General features: G+C 53.7%; 30 protein-coding genes and 3 pseudogenes. All 33 read right to left on the reverse strand.

All coding sequences use genetic code 11. The features are described from left to right. Positions 1-1,020 carry a DNA-directed RNA polymerase subunit alpha gene (locus AABA21_RS22640; RefSeq protein WP_338253871.1) on the reverse strand — a complete coding sequence of 340 codons (1,020 nt, stop codon included), beginning with the start codon at positions 1,018-1,020 and terminating at the stop codon, positions 1-3. A 212-nt stretch (positions 1,021-1,232) separates the two neighbouring features. Beyond that, complete coding sequence (rpsD, locus tag AABA21_RS22645; RefSeq protein ID WP_126595682.1) at positions 1,233-1,859, reverse strand: 30S ribosomal protein S4; 627 nt, start codon at positions 1,857-1,859, stop codon at positions 1,233-1,235. A gap of 35 nt (positions 1,860-1,894) precedes the next feature. Continuing rightward, a complete protein-coding gene (gene rpsK / locus AABA21_RS22650; RefSeq protein ID WP_126595683.1) occupies positions 1,895-2,293 on the reverse strand; it encodes a 30S ribosomal protein S11 in 399 nt (132 codons plus the stop codon). 21 nt (positions 2,294-2,314) lie between these two features. Continuing rightward, entirely contained in the window at positions 2,315-2,698 is a 384-nt protein-coding gene (gene rpsM / locus AABA21_RS22655) for a 30S ribosomal protein S13 (RefSeq protein ID WP_126595684.1), read from the reverse strand. A gap of 94 nt (positions 2,699-2,792) precedes the next feature. Continuing rightward, positions 2,793-2,909 carry a 50S ribosomal protein L36 gene (gene rpmJ / locus AABA21_RS22660; RefSeq protein ID WP_126549935.1) on the reverse strand — a complete coding sequence of 39 codons (117 nt, stop codon included), beginning with the start codon at positions 2,907-2,909 and terminating at the stop codon, positions 2,793-2,795. A gap of 281 nt (positions 2,910-3,190) precedes the next feature. Next, positions 3,191-3,409, reverse strand: coding sequence for a translation initiation factor IF-1 (infA, locus tag AABA21_RS22665; protein ID WP_126595685.1), 219 nt, complete (start codon positions 3,407-3,409; stop codon positions 3,191-3,193). A 251-nt stretch (positions 3,410-3,660) separates the two neighbouring features. Further along, on the reverse strand, positions 3,661-4,317 hold the full coding sequence (locus AABA21_RS22670) for an adenylate kinase (protein WP_338253873.1): 657 nt from the start codon (positions 4,315-4,317) through the stop codon (positions 3,661-3,663). A gap of 134 nt (positions 4,318-4,451) precedes the next feature. Continuing rightward, positions 4,452-5,780: a preprotein translocase subunit SecY gene (secY, locus tag AABA21_RS22675; RefSeq protein ID WP_338253875.1), complete on the reverse strand. Its 1,329-nt coding sequence runs from the start codon at positions 5,778-5,780 to the stop codon at positions 4,452-4,454. 108 nt (positions 5,781-5,888) lie between these two features. Further along, complete coding sequence (rplO, locus tag AABA21_RS22680; protein ID WP_338253877.1) at positions 5,889-6,416, reverse strand: 50S ribosomal protein L15; 528 nt, start codon at positions 6,414-6,416, stop codon at positions 5,889-5,891. Then, positions 6,403-6,597: a 50S ribosomal protein L30 gene (rpmD, locus tag AABA21_RS22685; RefSeq protein ID WP_126595689.1), complete on the reverse strand. Its 195-nt coding sequence runs from the start codon at positions 6,595-6,597 to the stop codon at positions 6,403-6,405. Before rpmD ends, rplO begins: the two co-directional genes overlap by 14 nt. 207 nt (positions 6,598-6,804) lie before the next feature. After that, a pseudogene (rpsE, locus tag AABA21_RS22690) lies at positions 6,805-7,302 on the reverse strand (30S ribosomal protein S5); the annotation flags it as partial. Positions 7,303-7,375: 73 nt separating this feature from the next. Next, positions 7,376-7,519: pseudogene (locus AABA21_RS22695) on the reverse strand (50S ribosomal protein L18); the annotation flags it as partial. 192 nt (positions 7,520-7,711) lie between these two features. After that, positions 7,712-7,930, reverse strand: a pseudogene (locus AABA21_RS22700) (50S ribosomal protein L18); the annotation flags it as partial. Positions 7,931-8,356: 426 nt separating this feature from the next. Beyond that, entirely contained in the window at positions 8,357-8,932 is a 576-nt protein-coding gene (gene rplF / locus AABA21_RS22705; protein ID WP_338253879.1) for a 50S ribosomal protein L6, read from the reverse strand. 13 nt (positions 8,933-8,945) lie between these two features. Beyond that, the gene (gene rpsH, locus AABA21_RS22710; RefSeq protein ID WP_338253880.1) at positions 8,946-9,341 is read right to left on the reverse strand and encodes a 30S ribosomal protein S8; all 396 of its coding nucleotides are present in this window, start codon (positions 9,339-9,341) and stop codon (positions 8,946-8,948) included. Positions 9,342-9,418: 77 nt separating this feature from the next. Further along, positions 9,419-9,604 (reverse strand): type Z 30S ribosomal protein S14, encoded by a 186-nt coding sequence (locus AABA21_RS22715; protein ID WP_338253881.1) that lies wholly within the window; start codon positions 9,602-9,604, stop codon positions 9,419-9,421. Between the two features lie 14 nt (positions 9,605-9,618). After that, positions 9,619-10,161: a 50S ribosomal protein L5 gene (gene rplE, locus AABA21_RS22720; protein ID WP_126595694.1), complete on the reverse strand. Its 543-nt coding sequence runs from the start codon at positions 10,159-10,161 to the stop codon at positions 9,619-9,621. Between the two features lie 5 nt (positions 10,162-10,166). Then, the gene (gene rplX / locus AABA21_RS22725) at positions 10,167-10,508 is read right to left on the reverse strand and encodes a 50S ribosomal protein L24 (protein ID WP_420917210.1); all 342 of its coding nucleotides are present in this window, start codon (positions 10,506-10,508) and stop codon (positions 10,167-10,169) included. A 56-nt stretch (positions 10,509-10,564) separates the two neighbouring features. Next, the gene (gene rplN, locus AABA21_RS22730; protein ID WP_126595695.1) at positions 10,565-10,933 is read right to left on the reverse strand and encodes a 50S ribosomal protein L14; all 369 of its coding nucleotides are present in this window, start codon (positions 10,931-10,933) and stop codon (positions 10,565-10,567) included. Between the two features lie 13 nt (positions 10,934-10,946). Continuing rightward, the gene (gene rpsQ, locus AABA21_RS22735) at positions 10,947-11,327 is read right to left on the reverse strand and encodes a 30S ribosomal protein S17 (protein ID WP_420917167.1); all 381 of its coding nucleotides are present in this window, start codon (positions 11,325-11,327) and stop codon (positions 10,947-10,949) included. Continuing rightward, entirely contained in the window at positions 11,327-11,536 is a 210-nt protein-coding gene (rpmC, locus tag AABA21_RS22740) for a 50S ribosomal protein L29 (RefSeq protein WP_338253883.1), read from the reverse strand. Before rpmC ends, rpsQ begins: the two co-directional genes overlap by 1 nt. Continuing rightward, the gene (rplP, locus tag AABA21_RS22745; protein WP_338253885.1) at positions 11,523-11,954 is read right to left on the reverse strand and encodes a 50S ribosomal protein L16; all 432 of its coding nucleotides are present in this window, start codon (positions 11,952-11,954) and stop codon (positions 11,523-11,525) included. Before rplP ends, rpmC begins: the two co-directional genes overlap by 14 nt. Before the next feature lie 14 nt (positions 11,955-11,968). Beyond that, complete coding sequence (gene rpsC / locus AABA21_RS39480) at positions 11,969-13,024, reverse strand: 30S ribosomal protein S3 (RefSeq protein ID WP_420917168.1); 1,056 nt, start codon at positions 13,022-13,024, stop codon at positions 11,969-11,971. 23 nt (positions 13,025-13,047) lie between these two features. After that, positions 13,048-13,398, reverse strand: a complete 351-nt coding sequence (gene rplV, locus AABA21_RS22755) for a 50S ribosomal protein L22 (protein WP_126549951.1) — start codon at positions 13,396-13,398, stop codon at positions 13,048-13,050. 114 nt (positions 13,399-13,512) lie between these two features. Continuing rightward, positions 13,513-13,800: a 30S ribosomal protein S19 gene (gene rpsS, locus AABA21_RS22760; protein WP_126549952.1), complete on the reverse strand. Its 288-nt coding sequence runs from the start codon at positions 13,798-13,800 to the stop codon at positions 13,513-13,515. Between the two features lie 3 nt (positions 13,801-13,803). Beyond that, positions 13,804-14,643 (reverse strand): 50S ribosomal protein L2, encoded by an 840-nt coding sequence (rplB, locus tag AABA21_RS22765; protein ID WP_338253886.1) that lies wholly within the window; start codon positions 14,641-14,643, stop codon positions 13,804-13,806. Between the two features lie 11 nt (positions 14,644-14,654). After that, positions 14,655-14,951, reverse strand: coding sequence for a 50S ribosomal protein L23 (rplW, locus tag AABA21_RS22770; RefSeq protein WP_126595701.1), 297 nt, complete (start codon positions 14,949-14,951; stop codon positions 14,655-14,657). Positions 14,952-14,968: 17 nt separating this feature from the next. Then, the gene (gene rplD, locus AABA21_RS22775) at positions 14,969-15,670 is read right to left on the reverse strand and encodes a 50S ribosomal protein L4 (protein ID WP_338253887.1); all 702 of its coding nucleotides are present in this window, start codon (positions 15,668-15,670) and stop codon (positions 14,969-14,971) included. A gap of 5 nt (positions 15,671-15,675) precedes the next feature. Next, a complete protein-coding gene (gene rplC / locus AABA21_RS22780; protein ID WP_338253888.1) occupies positions 15,676-16,473 on the reverse strand; it encodes a 50S ribosomal protein L3 in 798 nt (265 codons plus the stop codon). Positions 16,474-16,525: 52 nt separating this feature from the next. After that, positions 16,526-16,843: a 30S ribosomal protein S10 gene (gene rpsJ / locus AABA21_RS22785; RefSeq protein WP_126549957.1), complete on the reverse strand. Its 318-nt coding sequence runs from the start codon at positions 16,841-16,843 to the stop codon at positions 16,526-16,528. A gap of 90 nt (positions 16,844-16,933) precedes the next feature. After that, positions 16,934-18,139 (reverse strand): elongation factor Tu, encoded by a 1,206-nt coding sequence (tuf, locus tag AABA21_RS22790; RefSeq protein ID WP_338253891.1) that lies wholly within the window; start codon positions 18,137-18,139, stop codon positions 16,934-16,936. 322 nt (positions 18,140-18,461) lie between these two features. After that, a complete protein-coding gene (gene fusA / locus AABA21_RS22795; RefSeq protein WP_338253892.1) occupies positions 18,462-20,540 on the reverse strand; it encodes an elongation factor G in 2,079 nt (692 codons plus the stop codon). A gap of 9 nt (positions 20,541-20,549) precedes the next feature. Further along, positions 20,550-21,020, reverse strand: coding sequence for a 30S ribosomal protein S7 (rpsG, locus tag AABA21_RS22800; RefSeq protein ID WP_126595706.1), 471 nt, complete (start codon positions 21,018-21,020; stop codon positions 20,550-20,552). Between the last annotated feature and the right edge of the window lie 121 nt (positions 21,021-21,141).

Below are 21,141 nucleotides of genomic sequence, written 5' to 3' on the forward strand. Positions count from 1 at the left end.
TTATTCCTCCATTTCGTGATCGCCGTCCAAATCGGCTCCGACGGTGCTCGTGCGCGGATTAGGCAGGAAGTTTCGTGCAAGTAGGCGCTCACGCAGCTCCTGCAAACTCTTCTCACCGAAATTGCGTACACCCAGCAGATCTTCCTCATTCATCGAAAGAACCTGACCAACCTTCGTGATATTGCTACGCTTCAAACAGTTGTAAGCGCGCACCGAGAGATCGAGTTCCTCGATGGGAGTATCATAGATCTTCTGTGGGATGGGTAGGCTGCTCAAAGATACCGGTTCAGTCTCAGGTACCTGAGCGCGATAATTGGCGAGCAGAGTAAAATGCCGCACCAGAATATCCGCACTTTGACGCAACGCCTCATCGGGCGTAATCGTACCATCCGTCGTAATTTCAAGAACAATTTTATCGAAGTTTGTCATCTGCCCCACACGGGTGTGCTCGACGGTATAATTCACCTTCTGCACAGGCGTGTAGATCGCATCGACTGGAATTACCCCAATAGGCTGATCCTCTTTTGAGTCGGCAGGAACATAACCTCTACCGGTCTCAACGACCAGCTCCATATCGAGGCGAGCATTGTCATTATCGAGGCTTGCAATATGCAATTCAGGATTAACAATCTCTACCGTGCTAGGAGCGATGATATCGGCTGCCGTCACCTCACGCTCGCCGCTCACTTCCAGACGCATCGAAACGGGATGGTCTGAGAAGGAGCGCAGGCGAAGACGTTTGACATTCAACACAATATCAGTCACATCTTCCATCACGTTAGGGACGTCCTGGAACTCGTGTTGCACACCCTCGATCCGAATAGAGGTGACAGCCGCGCCGGGCAACGAAGACAGCAATACACGCCGCAACGAATTACCCAGGGTCATACCATACCCAGCCTCTAACGGCTCTATATCATAACTCGCATAATTACCCTGTGTCTTTGTGCTTTTAATGCGAGGTAGTGCAATATCTAGCAAGGTTCTAACCTGCCTTTCTTTTTCTACCAGGTTCTTCAAAAAATGCTCACATGACCTATATAGCCTGGGAGACAGAGGCCGGAACGCTGGTAGTCCAAGAGTTCTTCGCCCTGATGCGACCCCTTACAGGATCACCCAGGCGCGGACCTAACCCTTCTAACACACATGCCGGCAACGCCTGGCCACTTGCCCAATATCGTGCAAGTAAAGCGCGCGGGCGTGTGCCATGAAGTCTCCGCCGACTCAACCTATTATCGTTGATAATACTCAACCACCATCTGCTCATCGAAGGGTAGCTCAAGTTCCGCTCGAGAGGGTATGGTAATTACACGGCCCGACAGCTCATCAATGTTCAAGCTCAACCAGCTCGGAACACCCTTCTGAGCGAGCATCAACGCGCGAGCTTTGAAGTACTCAAGGCCCTTGCTGCGCTCACGGACAGTGATAACGTCGTTTGGCTTGGCAATGAAAGACGGAATGTCTGTCTTGCGGCCATTGACGGCGAAGTGACCATGGTTCACCAGCTGACGAGCCTGGGCGCGTGAATCGGCCAGACCGAGGCGATAAACCAGGTTATCCAGGCGCATCTCCAGAATCTGCAACAGGTTCTCGCTTGTTTTACCAGGGCGGCCGGCGGCAGCACCAAAGTGTTTCACAAACTGGCGCTCCAGCACCCCGTATGTGCGACGTACGCGCTGCTTCTCGCGCAGCTGCTTGGCGTATCCGGACTCTTTACGAGCGCGGCTGGCACCATGCTGGCCAGGACGTGTATTGCGGCGCTCCAGAGTGCACTTGGTCATGCACTTGTCGCCTTTTAAGAAAAGTTTTACCCCTTCACGCCTGCACAGTTTGCAGACGGGACCGGTATAACGTGCCATCTAGTTCTATCCTCCTCACCGATCACTACGGCTACTTATACACGACGACGCTTGGGCGGTCGGCAACCGTTGTGCGGAATAGGTGTAACATCTGTAATTGAAGTGACTGAGAGGCCAGCCGACTGCAAAGAGCGGATCGCTGCCTCACGGCCAGAGCCCGGGCCTTTTACGAAGACATCAATCTGTCGCAGGCCATGCTCCATCGCTTTGCGAGCTGCGGTCTCCGCAGTCACCTGAGCAGCATAAGGGGTGCTCTTACGGGAGCCCTTGAAGCCCTGACCACCAGCGCTTCCCCAGGAAAGCACGTTTCCGTTAGGGTCGGTGAGGGTCACAATCGTATTGTTGAATGTTGCCTGAATATGAGCCTGACCACGGGGAACTGATTTACGTTCACGCCGCCTGATTTTGCCGGTTGGTTTCTTTTTGTCTGCCATTTTTACAATCTCTCTCCTGCGTTACTTCTTCGCTGCAGCTTTCTTCTTGCCAGCAACCGTACGTTTTGGACCACGGCGTGTGCGCGCATTTGTACGTGTGCGCTGTCCACGCACCGGCAGGTTACGACGGTGGCGCATACCACGATAGCAGTTGATCTCGATCAGCCGTTTGATATTCATATCAACTTCACGGCGCAGGTCGCCTTCAACTTTGTGTTCGCGATCAATAACTTCACGGAGACGATTGACTTCTTCTTCGGTCAGGTTCTTTACCCGTGTATCTGGATTAATACGTGTACGCTCCAGGATCTTGCGACTGGTCGTCAGCCCAATACCATAGATATAGCACAGCGAAATTTCCACACGCTTCTCTCGCGGAATGTCTACGCCGGCGATTCTTGCCATCTTTTCCTCCAGCTTTGCGTTTCAATTTTTATGGGCCACTCGCTCACCACCCACCTGACTGTGGGCGGGGCAGAGCCGAAAATCAAAACCCTGATTAGCCCTGTTTCTGTTTATGTTTTGGATCTTTGCTACAAATAACCATCACCACACGTTTGCGGCGAATGATTTTGCAGCTATCACAGCGCGGCTTAACTGAGGCGCTTACTTTCATGTCTGCCTCTCCTCATATTTGACATAAAAATTCACATTGATTACCCATTGCCAGCCATAGCCAGAGCCATGGGGCCTACAGCACATCAAGGCCCGCTTGCTCGTCCCATGAACCAGGCAACGACGGACGGAAGTAGAGAATCACTTGAAACGGATAACAACATGCTTCCTACTTACCCGGCCAGTGTACCGAAAAGATACCGATAGGAGAAAAGGAACAATGATGGGCGCGTGCTTAAAACCAAACGGACGGATCAGCACGCCAGCCAGCCAGAGGCCTCATCATCGCGCACGCCATGTTATGCGCCCTCGTGTCAGGTCATAGGGGGATAGCACAATCCTAACCTTATCACCTGGTACGATACGTATGAAGTTCATACGCATACGACCCGATAGGACAGCCAGAACCTGGTGGTTTTCATCAATCTCTACTTTAAACATGGCATTGGGGAGGGATTCCAACACTTTACCCTCAACCTCAATTTCATCCTTTTTTGGCATAACATCCTTTCCCTAGCGGCGGGACCACATTCTCTATTCCTGCATATATGCGTAGCAGTGATGCCTCGTACAGCAGCCATTGCACGAGCATTTGCGGATTATACTGCAGTTTTCCATGCACTTGAAAGTACAAAAGGGCAGCAGTATTTACTGCTGCAGCCAACTACGAATTATAGCATACTTTCTCTGAGGTGTCGAGTGGGAATTCCCTTTTTGGTCATTCCCGGCCCCGTCCATACCAGAAATTCTTTTTACTTATGACAGCCTTGAACGGCATCAATAAGGCTTTGTGACACCTGCTCGATGCTTTGATTACCATTCACAGTCTGCAGCTTGTGCTGCTGCTTATAATAATCTAACAATCGAATGGTTTCATTAAAGAACGTGTCTAACCGTTTTTGTATCGCCTCACCCTTATCATCGGCTCGTTGATACAGCTCACTTCCATCCAGATCACAGACACCCGGATTTTTGGGAGGATTCGTTTCAATATTATACACATGTTGATGGGCCCGGCAAATGTAGCGGCCCGAAAGGCGGTGAAGCAACTCTTCACGCGGTACTTCCAGGTAAAGGCTACAATCTATAGACCGACCAACAGGTGACAATCCTTGGTCAAGTGCTTTCGCCTGTGCAATAGTTCGAGGAAAACCATCCAGGAGGACTCCGTCGCGTGCATACTTCTCAGCTGAAATATGCTTCAACACCATAGCCACTGTTAAATCATCAGGAACTAATTCACCACGATCGAAGTAGGCCTGAGCCTGTTTACCAAACTCTGTGCCAGCTTCGGACTCTTTACGAAACAGGTCACCACTTGAAACATGGTGCATGCCCAGAGAGTGGGCCAGGCGCTCAGCCTGTGTCCCTTTTCCGGACCCTTGTGCACCGATCAGGATAATATTCACGATTTTCCTCCGCAGGAAATTCGAAGAAGTGCAGCGTTGCACTTCCCCCTAGGAGAAAATGCTTCATCGCATTTCCCCGCAAACAATAGACATGCAAGGGAAACCAGTGAAACAGCCACCTTTAAACCCCTTGTCTAGGAAAGAAAACCTGAATAGTTACGCATCACCATCTGGGATTCCAGCTGTCGGACCGTGTCGAGCACGACGCCTACAGCGATCAGAAGCGCGGCCGCGCCCAGCATCTGATTACCACCCACACGAGCGACGAACGGCAAAACCGTAATCACTCCGAGGAATAAGGCTCCCGCCAGGGTGATACGATTCAGGATATTCATAAGATAACGACTGGTCGGTTCGCCCGGACGATAGCCCGGAATAAACGCACCCTGCTTCTGCAAGTTCTCTGGAATATTCTGCTGCTGCCACATCACATACGCATAGAAGTAGGTGAAAGCCACAACCAGCAGGAAGTTAAAGAGCCAATACCACCACTCAGTGGGGTTGATCAGGTTGATCGAGACCCAGAGAGCCGCGTTCTTGATCCAGGGTGTACTACTTGTGCTCAGATAGCGAGCAATGACCGTTGGGAAAAGCAGCATCGACGACGCGAAGATGAGCGGAATCATACCCGCGCTATTGACCTGCATCGGAATATATGTGGTCTGCGCAGATCCAACCATCATGTTACGGCCAACGTTACGCTTGGTTGGATACTGAACAGGAACACGTCGCTGTCCCAGGTAAATATAGATGATACCCAGAATAGTGATGACACCGATGATCGCGAATACACCCAGGCTAACCACAGCGCCACTGCCACCGGACTGAGCAGCGGTAATACCCTGCTGCACGTACTTGGGCAGGTTACTGAGGATATTGGCCAGAATGATAATCGAGATACCATTGCCGATACCTTTTTCGGTAATCAGCTCACCCAGCCAGACCAGAATCATCGTACCGGTGATCAAAGATGCCACGATCGCGAACGACTGCAACGCATACTGAGGATCGATCAGGTTGAAGTGCTGCAACACCTGCTCTTGTTGGAAGAGAGCGCATTGGCCCAGAGCCTGCAGAAACGCCAGCGGCACCGTAATAATACGAGTGATCTGACTGAAGCGCAGACGGCCCGCCTCACCCTGAGCAGACAAATTCTGCAACGCTGGAATGATGGGCTGCAAAAGTTGCATCACAATGGTGGCAGTAATATAGGGGTAAACAGAAAAAGCAACGATAGAGAAGTTCTGCAAAGATCCGCCAGAAAATACATCGAGCAAGCCGAGCAGCTGCCCAACCGGATTATCACCTTTGTTAAAAAGACTATTCAGATTCTTCTGCTCATCAGGTGACAACGGGACGTTGATGTGGGCCAGGATGCGGAATACGAGCAGCATACCTAGCGTGAAGAGGATCTTTTTGCGCAGATCAGGGACTGTCCAGATGCTACGCAGCTTTTCCCACATGGGAGCCTCCTTTTGCGAAGAACGCAAACACAGGTCATTGCACAGCGTGTAGAAGGAGAAACAGGATGCCAGGGAGAGAGCGTAACCTTTCTCCCTGGCGCTGATTGGCTACTGTGCAGCTTCAGCTGTCTCCTTGTTTTCGTCCTTACGGCGTTTTGTCTTTTCGTAGACACGCGTTGGGATGATCTCCACGCTACCACCGGCAGCCTCGATCTTGGCCTTCGCGCTCGCAGAAAACTTATGCGCATGCACGGTCAGCGCGCGATCGATCTCGCCATCGCCAAGAACCTTGATCAGGCCCTTGCCCTGGGCGGGAGTCGCCAATCCCTGGGCGGCCAGATCCTCAGGACGAACCTGAGAGCCACCCTCAAACAACTCAAGGTCTACAATATTAATAATAGTATATTCGTCGCGGAAAGCGGAAGTACCATTGCCAAGACCGCGAACGAATGGTAAACGCTTGTTCAGGCGTGTCTGACCGCCATTGAATGAGCGGTTAACATGCCCACCAGTACGGGCCTTCTGACCCTTTGTACCACGGCCAGCGGTCTTACCACGACCGGAGCCGTGACCACGTCCGACGCGGCGCTCTGCCTTGTGAGAACCGGGAGCGGGTCGCAAATCAGAGAGTTTCACTGATAATCTCCTCTACTTGAACCAGGTGGCTCACCTTGCGGATCATACCACGCACAGCGGGCTGATCATCATGCTCAACAGTATGCTGCAGCTTGCGCAAGCCCAGAGCCTGAATCGTTGCTTTCTGATCTTTTGGGTAGCCGATAGAGCTTTTGACCCATTTTACACGCAGTTTTGCCATTTTCTCCAACTCCTATCGGCGATCACCGCCGCCACGGCGGTCACCACCACCACGGCGATCACCACCACCACGGCGGTCACCACCGCGATCGCGACGGCCGGATATCGCGCGGCTCTCACGGATCTCTTCTTCGCGGGCGGCACGGGCGGCTGCGGCTTGCTCAGCGGCTGCGGCAGTAGCTGCGGCCAGCTGCTCGGCACGTTTGCGGCCCAAAAGCTCGACAACGGTTTTACCACGACGGGCAGCCTCGGCATCGGCCGAGCGCAGTTCGCGCAGACCGACGATACAGGCCTGCACGGTGTTCGCCTTATTGGTGCTGCCCAGTGTCTTGGTCAGGATGTCACGGATACCAGCCGCCTCCATGACCGCACGCACAGCGCCACCGGCGATAACACCAGTACCAGGGGCGGCCGGCTTCAGCAGAACCTCGGATGCACCGAAGTTTGATTTGACGGCAAAGGGGATGGTCGTTCCGGTCAGAGGAACCTCGACCAGGTGTTTCTTGGCATCCTCAACACCCTTACGGATCGCCTCGGTATATTCGCCGGCCTTACCAAAGCCATAGCCTACGTGCCCACTGCGATCACCAACAACCACCAGAGCACGAATGCTAAAGCGTCGGCCGCCTTTCACAACCTTGGAGACGCGGCTCACTTCCACCACGGTCTCTTCAAGGTTCAGTTTTGAAGCATCTATTCTTGCCATATTTTCTGTCTTACTCCTCTAAATTCATGCGCGCTTTCCTACGTGTGCACGCATGAAAGGTTGCCTCGTGGGCCTAGAAATCCAGGCCACCCTCACGAGCGCCTTCAGCAAGTGCAGCGACTCGTCCATGATAGGCATAGCCACCACGGTCAAAGACAACCTGGGCAATACCCTTCTCTTTGGCACGCTGGGCGACGATCTTACCTACTTCGCGTGCCACCGCAACCTTACGGTTACCGGCAATGCCAGCGAGTTGATCAACAGGAGACTTCTTTACTTTCTTCTCCACGACCGGCGCCGCTGCGCGAGGCTGCCGCGCGCCCTTCCCTTTTTTAGCGGGCGCTTCGGCGGCTGCCTCAACGGCCTCGGGCTCAGGAGCTGGCTCGCTAACCTGGCTCGCCTGGGGAGCTGAGGAAGACGGCTCTGGCTTAAAGTTCTTCAAGCTCTCATCCATAGATGAGGCGGCAACTATGGTCAGGCCGAGGGAATCGTCTATTATTTGCGCATAGATATGATGTCCACTGCGGAACACATTCAAACGTGGACGTGACGGGGTTCCCGCGAAGTGGCGTCGTATACGCTGGTGCCGCCGCAGCCGCGCCTTATTGGCTTCAAATCTCTTAATCATAGTTTCATCACAAAAGATATAAGCTCATCTTTGCTTTTGATACAAAGAGGCAATCTCTTGCAATTCCCCTTTCTTTGGATACGCGCTGACGGAAGGAGCATGGAGCGACGTGGTCGGCACTACGTCCCTCATAGTACAATCCTTCGTTATCGCGTTTTGACACAATGCTGAATCACATGAGCTGGCAAACTGGTCCCTGGCACCCGCGATCGGCACATTGCGATATGTATCGCAGGCCGCCTGCGCAGTGCTCAGGCCAGTGCACAGTCAAAATGGGTGGGTAAAATATTGCCCACATTATAGTATCACACTCTGGCTATTGTCGCGAGTTTTCTCAGCTACTAATAGACAGAAAGTCGCATCCGCGAACAATCTAGCCAGGTTCCCCTGGATAGATTGTAACACGGATACGAAGGGGGTGCAGCCTTACTTCTTCTTACCGCCGACTTTACCAGCTTTACCAGCTTTACGCCGAATCTTCTCATTCGCGTAGCGGATACCTTTGCCTTTATAGGGCTCTGGCTTACGCAAGCGGCGGATTTCAGCGGCGACCGCGCCAACCAGTTGCTTGTCGATACCGCTGACACTGATCTTTGTGGCTTTGGTCGCTGCGTCGATACCATCTACCGAGAAGGTAACGCCTGCAGGTGGTTGCACCTCAATGGGGTGGGAGTAGCCAACGAGGATAACCAGGTTGTTGCCAATTTTGTTGGCACGGTAACCAACACCGTGGATCTCCAGTGACTTTGTATACCCTGTAGTCACACCGACGATCATATTGTTCACCAGGGTGCGGTACAGGCCATGCTTCGAGCGATGCTCGCGGGAATCCGAAGGGCGCGAAACCGTCAACTGCCCATCCTCAAGCTTTAAAGCCAGTTCAGGATCGATCTGCTGCGATAGCTCACCTTTGGGACCCTTGACCGTCACAAAGTTCTTATCTGTCCACTTCACATCTACTTTTGACGGGACAGCAATTGGAGAACGTCCAATACGAGACATTTGATACCTCCCTCTACCAGACGTAGCAGATGACTTCGCCGCCAAGACCCTGCTTGTAAGCGTTCGAACCGGTCATCAAGCCCTTTGGTGTCGAAAGAATCGCAATACCCAGTCCGCCGCGTACGCGGGGAATGTTGGCTTGCTTGGTGTATACGCGCAGACCCGGCTTGCTGACGCGCTTCAACTGCGTTACGACGGGTTTCTTTTCCACATAACGTAGTGTCAGGCGCAGGGTGCCCTGCGGATTATCTTTCAGGATCTCGATGTCCTTGACATAGCCTTCTTCTTTAAGCACACGCGCAAGACTCAGCTTCATTTTTGAGGCTGGAATTAAAACGCGAGTATGCCGTGCTGTTGCCGCATTACGAATGCGCGTAAGCATATCCGCAATGGGATCAGTCATATTCATGGATGTTCCTCCATATCACGTAGCAGTCAAAGCCCCCGGCTTTCTTGCTACATGTCCTTTCCTCTTCGCTCGCGATTCTACCAGCTCGATTTCGTCACGCCGGGCAGCTCACCGCGATGCGCACGCTCGCGGAAGCAGATACGGCAGAGACCGAATTTACGCATGTATGCACGAGGTCGGCCGCAGACCTGGCAGCGGTTATGCTGCTGTACCTTGAAACGAGGCTTACGCTGCGACTTTACAATCATTGAAGTTTTTGCCATTTCGCCCTCCAGCGTTACTTCTTAAAGGGCATGCCCATCAATGCGAGCAGCCGTCGGCCTTCCTGATCGGTCTTCGCGGTGGTCACAATAGTGATCTCCATGCCGCGTAGCTTGTCGATTTTATCGTAATCGATCTCAGGAAAGACCAGTTGTTCACGCAAGCCCAGGGTATAGTTGCCGCGTCCGTCGAATGCGTCAGGGGAGATCCCCTGGAAGTCGCGGATACGTGGCAGGGCCACGTTCAATAATTTATCCAGGAAGTATTCCATCCGGGCACCGCGCAGGGTTACCATGCAGCCGATCTGCATACCTTCACGCAATTTGAAGGCCGCGACGGATTTCTTGGCGCGTGTGATCACCGGACGCTGCCCGGTGATGGCGGCCAGGTCGGCGACGGCGGCATCCATCGCTTTCGCGTTCTGGATGACCTCGCCCATGCCGATATTCACAACCACTTTGTGAATACCCGGGACCTGCATTGGATTCTCGTAGTTGAACTCTTTCTGCAGGGCCGGCACAACTTCCTGGCGATAGCGCTCTTTAAATGCTGTTGCCATAATTCTTAACTCCTCGTGTTGTCTGCAATGGCTTTATGGCACTTCTTGCATATACGCACAGGACGTTCCTTCTGGTCGGACCCCAGGGGGCGACGCTCGATGCCGACACGGGTTGGCTCACCGCACTCGGTGCAGATCAACATGACGTTGGAGACATGCAAAGGCATGGCTTTCTCGATCACGCCACCCTGCCGTGTCTGGCCCTGTGGGCGGATGTGCTTCTTCACAACGTTGAGGCCCTCAACGATGACCTTGCTGTTCTGAGGAAGCGCCCGCGAAACGGTTCCTCGTTTAGTTCTATCCTTGCCAGCAAGAATTACGACTGTGTCGCCCTTCTTGATGTTCATCTTGGCAAGGTGGAGGGGCTTTTTATTCTTTGCTTGTGTTGCCATTTTCTTCCCCGTTAGAGCACTTCAGGTGCGAGCGAAACGAGTCGTGTGAAGTTCTTCTCACGCAATTCGCGGGCCACCGGGCCAAAGATACGCGTGCCACGTGGGTTATTACCGGCGGCAATAATCACGGCAGCGTTCTCATCAAAACGAATGTGCGAGCCATCGGGGCGTGAATACTCTTTTGAGACACGCACCACAACAGCGTTTACGACTTCGCCCTTCTTTACCTGTCCATTTGGTGTGGCCTGCTTGACTGAGGCCTTAATTACGTCACCGACAGTGGCATAGCGTTTGGAAGAACCACTCATAACGCGAATGCACATAATTTCTTTAGCGCCAGTGTTGTCGGCGACTTTCAGGCGTGTTTGTGGCTGAATCATCTGTCAAAACTCCCTATTCCGCCGACTCAGCGGACTCATCCTGCAGGTTAGGATCGACCTCAGCCACTACTTGCTCGACTGGAACAATGCCGGAACCGTATTTCACGATTTCCACCAGGCGCCAGCGCTTCAATTTACTCAGCGGGCGGCTCTCTTCGATACGTACCAGGTCGCCTACACTACAGCTGTTGTTCTCATCATGCGCATAAAAGCGAGTCGTCTGTTTGAACGTACGCTTATAAATGCGGTGCTTCTTCAAGGACTCAACGACGACAACAATCGTCTTGTCCGCTTTATTGCTGACCACGCGGCCGACCTTCTGCTGGCGGCGGCTAGTTTTCTTAGCCGCTGCCAGGGCCTGCTCTGCAGTGATCGCATTGGATTGCTGTGTCATTATTGTTCATTCTCCAATACGGTTAGGCGGTGCAAGAGGCGCGCGATATCTTTGCGCGTCTGCGCGAACACGCGGCTATTCTTGACTTCGCCACGCTGCTGTTGCAAACGGAGTTGGAACAGTTTCAGGCGCAGCTCTTTTACCTGGTTCTGCGCCTCGCCAGCCGACAATTCAGAAACTTCTTTACGGCGGTCATTAAGCTTCGACACTCTCCGCCTCCCCTCGTGTAATAAAGCGTGTCTTCACGGGCAATTTGTGACCGGCCAGGCGCACAGCTTCTTTGGCAATTTCCTGGCTAACGCCGCCAATCTCAAAAATGATGCGGCCCGGTTTGACGACCGCTACCCAGTGATCTACAGCACCTTTACCGCTACCCATACGGGTTTCAGCAGGTTTGGCGGTGATCGGCTTGTCAGGGAACACGCGGATCCACACTTTACCACCGCGCTTCATGAAGCGGGTGAGCGCGATACGCGCGGACTCAATCTGACGAGCCTCCATCCAACAGGCTTCCATAGCCTGCAGCCCATATTCGCCGAAAGAGAGTGTGTTGCCGCGCTGGGCCTCGCCTTTCATACGTCCACGGTGCTGTCGACGATATTTTGTACGTGATGGTGCCAGTAACATGGCTTAGCTCTCCTCTACTCGCTCTGAGTGGTCCCGCTATCCGGCGTCGACGGTGTGGTCTCGGCAGGGGTTACTGCTGGCGCAGTATTCTCACTGACGGGTGCCTGCTGTTCAGGTCGTGGCTGCCGGGGTGGACGCTGGGGTCGGTCCCCTTGAGGACGTGGACCGCGGTCTCCACCTTGCGGACGTGGACTGCGCTCACCTTGTGGACGGTCGCCAGCTGGTCTGGGTGGACGCTGGGGTCGGTCCCCTTGAGGACGTGGACCGCGGTCTCCACCACGCGGACGATCTCCTGGTGTACGTGGACCGCGCTCGCCGCCCTGAGGGCGCTCGCCACGACCACGACGCTCACCACCGCGACGCTCACCACGATCACGTGGGGCGTATGTCTGTTGCGCGGCGGCTTCCACTTGAGCCTGAGCTAACTCACGACGCTTGCTGGGCAGGATGTCACCTTTGTAGATCCACACTTTGATGCCGATAACACCAAAGGTTGTGTGGGCCTCTGTCTGACCATAATCGATGTCGGCACGCAGGGTCTGCAGCGGAACGCTTCCCTCGAATTCCTTCTCGGTACGCGCAATCTCCGCACCACCCAGACGACCACCACAGATTATGCGAACTCCCTTAGCATTGGCGCGCATTGTCTTCTGCACTGCCTGCTTCATCGCGCGCCGGAATGAGACGCGCTTCTCTAGCTGCTCGGCAATACTACGACCAACCAGGAGAGCATCCAGTTCCGGCTGACGGATCTCGATGATATCCATGCGCACGCGGCGCTTCTTGGTCCTGCTTTCGAGAAGGTTGCGCAATCTGTCAACTTTCTCTCCGCTCTTACCGATAACAATACCAGGTTTCGCTGTATGAACTCTGACCAGGACCTGGTCTGCAGCGGTGCGCTCGATCTCGATTTTCGAAACCGAGGCATTGGCAAGTTCTTTATTGATGATCTGACGAATCTTGAAATCTTCCGCCAGAATATCTTTATAATCACGCTCGGCATACCAGCGAGACTGCCATCCTCTGACGACGCCGAGTCTGAACCCATTGGGATGCACTTTATGTCCCAAAAGTGTCCTCCTTTTTGTAGTCTCTAACGACCAGCGTCTGCCGGATCATCCGAGACGATCACAGTTACATGACAAAAGCGACGTAAAATACGAGCCGCCCGACCATGTGACCGTGGTTTCACACGTTTAATCCGGAACGAATCATCCGCCACAATATTAAGAATATACAGGTCATCTGGATTGAGATTGTAGTTATTCTCCGCATTTGCCGCGGCTGAGGCCACAACCTTGCTTACAGGTGTCGCACCGGCGTTTGGCAAGAACTGGAGAATAGCCAGAGCCTCATTTACCCGAAGCCCTTTCACCGCGTTCGTAACCAGACGCATCTTGCGCGGCGGAATGCCGATATCTTTTGCAATAGCCCTGACTTGCATCTCTACCTCACAATATACCCCGAGGAAGGGGCACCTTTTTCTGGTCGGCCCCTGGGAGCTGGTCCCTGCAGATCCTCGGAGGGCTCACCGCTTGAGCCTCTTTTTAACTTACCACTAACGAACGTTGGTGGTTTTCTCATTCTTGCCGCCAGCATGACCACGATAGTGGCGGGTGGGGGCAAATTCACCTAGTTTATGGCCAACCATGTTTTCGCTAACGAAAACCGGTACATGAGTCTTGCCGTTGTGTACACCGATGGTCATTCCTACCATTTCAGGAAAGATCATCGAGGCACGAGACCAGGTTTTGATCACACGGCGGTCGCCAGTTTTGCGCATAACCAGGATTTTCTTCCTGAGCGACTCATGAATATATGGCCCTTTTTTTCTTGAGCGCGACATAGATTACTTCCTCCTCCTGCCTGCGTTGCGGCGTCGGACAATGAAGCGGTCCGTTCTCTTGTTTCTGCGGGTCTTGAAGCCCATCGCCGGCTTGCCCCAGGGTGTCTGTGGCTTACCGCCAATAGGTGCGCGACCCTCACCACCACCATGAGGATGGTCTCGTGGGTTCATAACAGATCCGCGAACGGTTGGACGGCGACCGAGGTGACGTGAACGTCCGGCCTTACCGATGCTCCGGTTCTCGTGGTCGACGTTGCCGACCTGGCCAATGGTGGCCATACACAGAATATGGACCTGACGCTGCTCGCCCGAGGGCAAGCGCAGAAGGGCGTAATCGCCTTCTTTAGCCATCAACTGGGCACCAACACCAGCACCGCGACAGAGCTGACCACCACGGCCGCGCTCCAACTCGATGTTGTGGATGGTGGTACCGGTTGGAATGTTCTTCAGGGGCAGCGCGTTACCGACACGAATGTCGGCTTCCGGGCCAGCCTCGATGCGATCGCCAACCTGCAGGCCAAGAGGAGCGATGATGTAGCGCTTCTCTCCATCTACATAGTGCAGCAGGGCAATGCGCGACGTGCGGTTTGGATCGTATTCGATCGCGGCCACGCGGGCGGGTACACCCAGCTTGTTGCGCTTAAAGTCAATGATACGATAGGCGCGCTTGGCACCACCGCCATGATGGCGGGTCGTGATCTTACCCTGGTTATTACGTCCGGCATGCTTTTTCAGCTTAACAGTCAGAGATTTCTCTGGTTTTGTCTTGGTGATCTCCTCAAAGGTCGATACCGACATACCGCGACGTCCAGGAGATGTTGGTCGATACTGTCTAATTGGCATCTCTCAATCCCCTATGCCTTTAATGCATCGATTGACTCACCCTCAGCAAGGGTGACAATCGCTTTCTTCCATTCGCGGGCCGCAACAGGTCGAGGAGCAGCACCACGTCGACGGATCAGCCGGGGCTTACCAGGCATGCGCAACACGTTGACCGCAACAACCTTTACGTTAAACAGCTGCTCAACCGCCCGACGGACATCAATCTTGTTGGCATTAACTGCCACCTCAAAGGTATACTGGTTACGCTCTTGCAACCGAACCGATTTCTCGGTCACGATACCCCGGCGCAGTATTTCTGTGATCTCCACAGTCTCTCCTCCTCGCCTTACGCTTTGCTCTCGGCACTTGACGCGGCTTCGCTAGCGATCCTTGCGGTCGCCTCTTCCGCGCTCAGGCCTTCGCCGAAAACCATTTCGATCCAGCGCACGGTTTTCACGGGCATCACTACATAATCATGCTTCAGCAACTCCACAACGTTAATGGAGGAGACGTGCTGCACTTTAGCGGTCGGAATGTTTCGCGTCGATAATACAACGTTTTCATCGCGCTGTGGCAACATCATGAGCACTTTTTTGCCGGCGCTGTTCGGCAATTTGCTCAGAATCGTCAACATATCTTTGGTGCGAGGAGTATCCAGGACCAGATCATTCAGGACGATCAAGCTTTCGTTGGCAACTTTGTCCGATAGGACAGAGCGGATAGCCAGGCGGCGCATCTTCTTGGGCACGTCGTGATGGTATTGATGTGGCCTGGGGCCAAAGACGGTACCACCATGACGGAACTGTGGCGCCCGGGTACTACCCTGACGTGCGCGGCCCGTTCCTTTTTGCCGATACGGCTTGTTATTTCCACCAGCTACTTCTGCGCGAGTCTTGGTTGAGGCGTTACCCTGTCGGCGATTAACCAGTTGCGCTGTCACAACCTGGTGAAGAACCGCCATATTTGGGGCGACTCCGAACACCTGCTCGCTCAGTTCGAGCTGTTCTACGGCCTCTCCGGCCAGATTATACACTGTAGTCGAGGGCATTTCGGTTACCTCATCACATGCTTTTTAATCATGAGCAAGCCGCCATTGGCACCAGGCACCGAACCTTTGACCACCAGCAGGTTGCGCTCAGGATCAGCTTGTATCACTTGCAATTTCTTCGCTGTCACGCGCACATTACCCATTTGTCCAGCCATCCGGGTGCCTTTGAGAACGCGACCTGGAGTGGTGCCTGAACCAATAGAACCTGGAGCACGGTGCCGGTCCGACTGACCATGGGTCTTGGGGCCGCCGCTAAATCCATGCCGTTTGACACCACCCTGGAAACCTTTACCTTTGGTGGTTCCTATGATGTCAACGGACTCACCGTCGTTGAACAGGCTGACGTTCACTTCCGCGCCAAGCTCCACACCTTCGTTGCTACCATCCAGTCCTACTTCACGCAGCACACGGAATGGGCCAAGGCTTGGGCCCGGACGACGCTGGCGATTCGCCTGAACCTTTAACAGCTTCTGAATCTGCTTGCTATTCTTTTTGGTGTCGGTCGCTTTCTCAGCGCCTTCACCTTCGCTGCGCTGCTCTTGCTGATGGGTCTGCAACGCTTTACGCTGTGCCTTCAATAATGGCAGGCTTTGTCCAAGATGTCCCAGTTCCGGGCGGGTTACGTTTTTGGTTGTCGTCTGCTCAAAACCGAGCTGCACCGCTTCGTAACCGTCGCGGGCTGCGGTCTTTACCTGAGTTACAACACAAGGGCCAGCCTCGATGATTGTAACCGGAATGACCGTTCCGTTGGGCCCAAATACCTGGGTCATGCCGACCTTCCTGCCCAACAATGCATTCAGCATACTTTTTACCTCTCTTCAACTATAGGGATAGCGTTTGCTTCCGTGGCAATCCTTACAGTTTGACTTCGATATCCACGCCTGCGGGCAGGTTCAAACGTGTCAGGGCTTCAACAGTTTTGTTGGTCGGATCAATGATGTCGATCAGACGCTTGTGTGTGCGAATCTCGAACTGTTCACGAGCATCTTTGTCGATAAATGGTGATCGCATTACCGTGTATTTATCGATCTCGGTTGGCAGTGGCACCGGCCCTGAGACTCGTGCCCCCGTCTGCTGCGCTGTATCCACGATCTGGATCGCCGACTGATCTAAAATGCGATGATCGAATGCCTTGAGGCGAATGCGGATGCGCTGTTTCACTCCCGTAGCCATTTTTCTCTCCTGATACGGATGGGGGTCAGAGGGCGATTTCGCTCATTGGTTTGCTCTGCTTGAGCTGTGTCCATGACCCCCGCTGTTTTCTTAGTTGATCACCTTGGTGCAGATACCAGCACCAACGGTGCGACCACCTTCACGGATGGCGAATTTCACGCCCTCTTCCATGGCGACCGGCTGGATCAGCTCAACTGTCATTTCGATGTTGTCACCAGGCATCACCATCTCGACACCCTCGGGCAGCTTGATCGCTCCGGTTACGTCCGTGGTACGAACGTAGAACTGTGGGCGATAGCCGTTGAAGAATGGGGTATGGCGGCCACCCTCTTCTTTCGAGAGGACGTATACCTGTGCCAGGAAGTTCTTGTGCGGCTTGATCGAACCGGGCTTGGCCAGAACCTGGCCGCGCTCGATGTCGGTACGCTCAACACCACGCAGCAGACATCCAACGTTGTCGCCAGCCATACCGGAGTCCAGCGTCTTCTGGAACATCTCAACACCGGTCACGACGACGGAGCGGGTGTTTTCCTGCATGCCGACGATCTCAATGCTGTCGCCGGTCTTGACGATGCCGCGCTCGATACGCCCGGTGGCCACGGTACCGCGACCTTTAATACCGAAGACGTCTTCTACAGGCATCAAGAATGGCTGATCGGTTGGACGTGGTGGGGTGGGGATGTAGGTGTCGACCTGGTCCATCAGGTCCCAGATGCACTTGGCAGCAGGATCGTTGCGGGACAGGTCGCCCTTGCTCTCGAGAGCACCCAGGGCCGAACCACGCACGACGGGAATGTCGTCGCCAGGGAACTGGTTCTTGGAGAGCAGCTCGCGCACTTCCAGCTCAACCAGCTCGAGCAACTCTTCATCATCCATCATGTCGACCTTGTTCAGGAAGACCACCATGGATGGCACTTCTACCTGACGAGCAAGCAGTACGTGCTCACGGGTCTGTGGCATCGGGCCATCAGGAGCACTTACGACGAGGATAGCACCGTCCATCTGGGCGGCACCGGTGATCATGTTTTTAATGTAGTCAGCGTGACCGGGGCAGTCGACGTGCGCATAGTGGCGCTTCTCAGTCTCGTACTCCAGGTGAGCAATCGAGATGGTGATACCACGCTCGCGCTCCTCGGGAGCTTTGTCGATCTGGTCGAATGCTGTATATTTGGCAAGCTGAGCAGCGGCTAGCACCTTGGTGATAGCTGCAGTCAGGGTCGTCTTGCCATGGTCAATGTGTCCGATGGTGCCAATGTTCACATGCGGCTTTGTCCGCTCGAACTTTTTCTTAGCCATGTCAATCCCTCTTAATTATTTCTTATCCTGCAAACACGCAGGACACATCGTTAAGATACTTTTACCCGGTCGGCCTGTTCCCTGAGTTCGGCACCGAGCATTTAAAGTACATTAATGAATGTTTGTGTTCATGTTTACATACTTCTTCACAGCCAGACGGCGCATAGCGCCGACCACAAGGTGGCGGTTTCTGAATGCATTCAGAAGTTTCTTTGATGACAGGAGGTGATGGGAGGGAAAATTATCTTCCCAGTTTTACCTATCTCAGTTCTCAGTTCGAAGGGCACTTTTGCGAGTGCCCTTCCTGGATCATAGTTATCGTTTAGCGAGAAGAACGCTTGGCGATGATCTCCTCGGCCAGATTCCTTGGAACTGGCTCGTAGTGCGAGAATTCCATCGTGTATGCCGCGCGCCCGCTGGTCATAGAACGGAGGTCGTTCACGTAGCCGAACATTTCGGAAAGAGGAACATGACCCCGCACCACACTCGTCGCCCCACGTGATTCCATGCCCTGGATAATGCCTCGGCGGCGGTTGAGGTCGCCAATTACATCACCGTAGAACTCTTCGGAAGTCGTGACTTCGACTTTCATCATCGGCTCAAGGATAATTGGATCAGCCTTGGCTACCGCGTTTTTGATACCAATCGAACCAGCGGTTTTAAAGGCCATTTCACTTGAGTCTACATCGTGGTATGAACCATCGTACAGTGTAACCTTGACGTCGATCATTGGGAAACCGGCTACGATACCGTTCTCCAATGTCTCGCGGACACCGTTTTCAACTGGTTTGATGTATTCCTTGGGAACCACACCACCGACAATGCCGTTGACGAACTCAAAGCCTTTGCCGGTTTCGTTTGGCTCAACCCGCAGCCATACATCACCATATTGACCATGACCACCAGTCTGACGAACGTGCTTACCCTGTGCCTGTGCCTGCTTCGAGATGGTCTCACGATACGCTACCTGTGGACGACCAACATTCGCCTCGACTTTGAATTCGCGGAAGAGACGATCGGTGATAACGTCCAGGTGTAACTCACCCATACCGGCGATGATGGTCTGACCGCTCTCTTCGTCCGTGTGGACGCGGAAGGTCGGATCTTCTTCAGCCAGCTTACCAAGGGCGATGCCCATCTTTTCCTGGTCCGCGCGGGTCCTTGGCTCTACAGCCAGCTCGATCACCGGCTCTGGGAACTGAATCGACTCCAGGATGATCGGCTTCTGTGGATCGCTGAGCGTGTCACCGGTAAAGGTGTTACGCAGACCAACGGCCGCACAAATGTCACCAGCGCGAATCTCATCGATATCCTCGCGGTGGTTAGCATGCATACGCAGCAAACGACCAATGCGCTCGGTTTTCCCCTTGGTGGTGTTTTCCATCGAGCCGCCCTTAGTCATTGTACCAGAATAGACACGCAGATAGGAAAGTCTACCGACAAATGGGTCAGAGACGATCTTAAAGACCAGCGCGCTAAATGGTGCCTCGTCCGAAACCTCGCGGGCAATCTCCTCTTCGGTGTTAGGATCAACACCAGTGGGAGGATCGATATCCAATGGAGAAGGCAAGAAAGCAACTACCGCGTCAAGCATAGCTTGAACGCCCTTGTTTTTCAAGGAGCTACCACACAAAACGGGCACAAGTTTGTTCGCGATGGTGGCTTTGCGCAGGGCTGCAATCAGCTCTTCTTTGGTAATCTCTTCGCCCTCAAGGTATTTCAGGGTCAACTCTTCGTCGGTCTCTGCAATCGTCTCGATCAGCTTCTCGCGATGCTGCTCAAAGTCGGCCTGCAGATTCTCGGGGATATCAACGTGCTTCGACGTTGTACCCAGGTCATCGGTGTAGACAATGGCCTGCTGCTCCAGAAGGTCGATGTACCCTTTGAAGTCGGACTCGATACCAATCGGGATCTGAATCGGAAGTGCGTGTTTCGTCAAGCGATCGCCAATCATGTCCACACAGCGCCAGAAATCGGCACCGGTGCGGTCCAGCTTGTTCACGAAGCACATCCGCGGAACATTATACTTGTCGGCCTGGCGCCATACAGTCTCGGACTGAGGCTCTACGCCCGCGACGCCGTCGAAGACTACCACGCCACCGTCGAGGACGCGCAGCGAGCGCTCAACTTCAGCGGTAAAGTCTACGTGGCCCGGGGTATCAATGATATTGATGCGGTGGTCCTGCCAGAAACAGGTGGTAGCAGCCGAGGTGATCGTGATGCCACGCTCTTGCTCCTGCGCCATCCAGTCCATCGTCGCAGCCCCTTCGTGCACCTCACCAATACGGTGGATCTTCTTGGTGTAGAACAGGATACGCTCGGTGGTGGTCGTTTTACCAGCGTCAATATGAGCGATGATACCAATATTTCGTGTTTTCGCGAGTGGATATTCTCTTGCCATGATGTGTTTTTACCAGCGATAATGAGCGAAGGCTTTATTGGACTCCGCCATCTTGTGGGTCTCCTCACGTTTTTTAATGGTTGCACCCTGACCCGCAGCTGCATCCATTAACTCGTTTGCCAGCTTCTCTGACATCGAGCGTCCATTGCGTGAACGGGAAGATTTGATCAGCCAGCGCATGGCCAGGGCGTTTCCGCGATCTTTCCGTACATCAATCGGCACCTGATATGTCGAGCCACCTACACGACGAGGTTTGACCTCGATGCTTGGTGTGGCATTTCTCAAAGCTTGCTCAAACACCTCGATTGGAGGACGTTTTTGCTTGGCTTCAATGGCGTCAAACGCATCATAAATGATGCGCTCGGCAAGGCTACGCTTGCCATCAATCATCATCTTATTTACGAAGCGGGCTACATTTCGGCTCTTGTACTTGGCATCTGGTACATCCGGTCTTCGCACCACTCTCTTACGTCTTGGCATGTTCTGCCTCCTCAGTGTGTCATTCGGATCTGCTTGCTTTTCGTCAATCTTACCCCCACCGCTGGGGACCATCCGGATCTCTGGTTTTCGCGTTTTCCCTTAGGTTCTGGCGGAAGACTGC

The sequence above is a fragment of the Dictyobacter halimunensis genome (assembly GCF_036245075.1).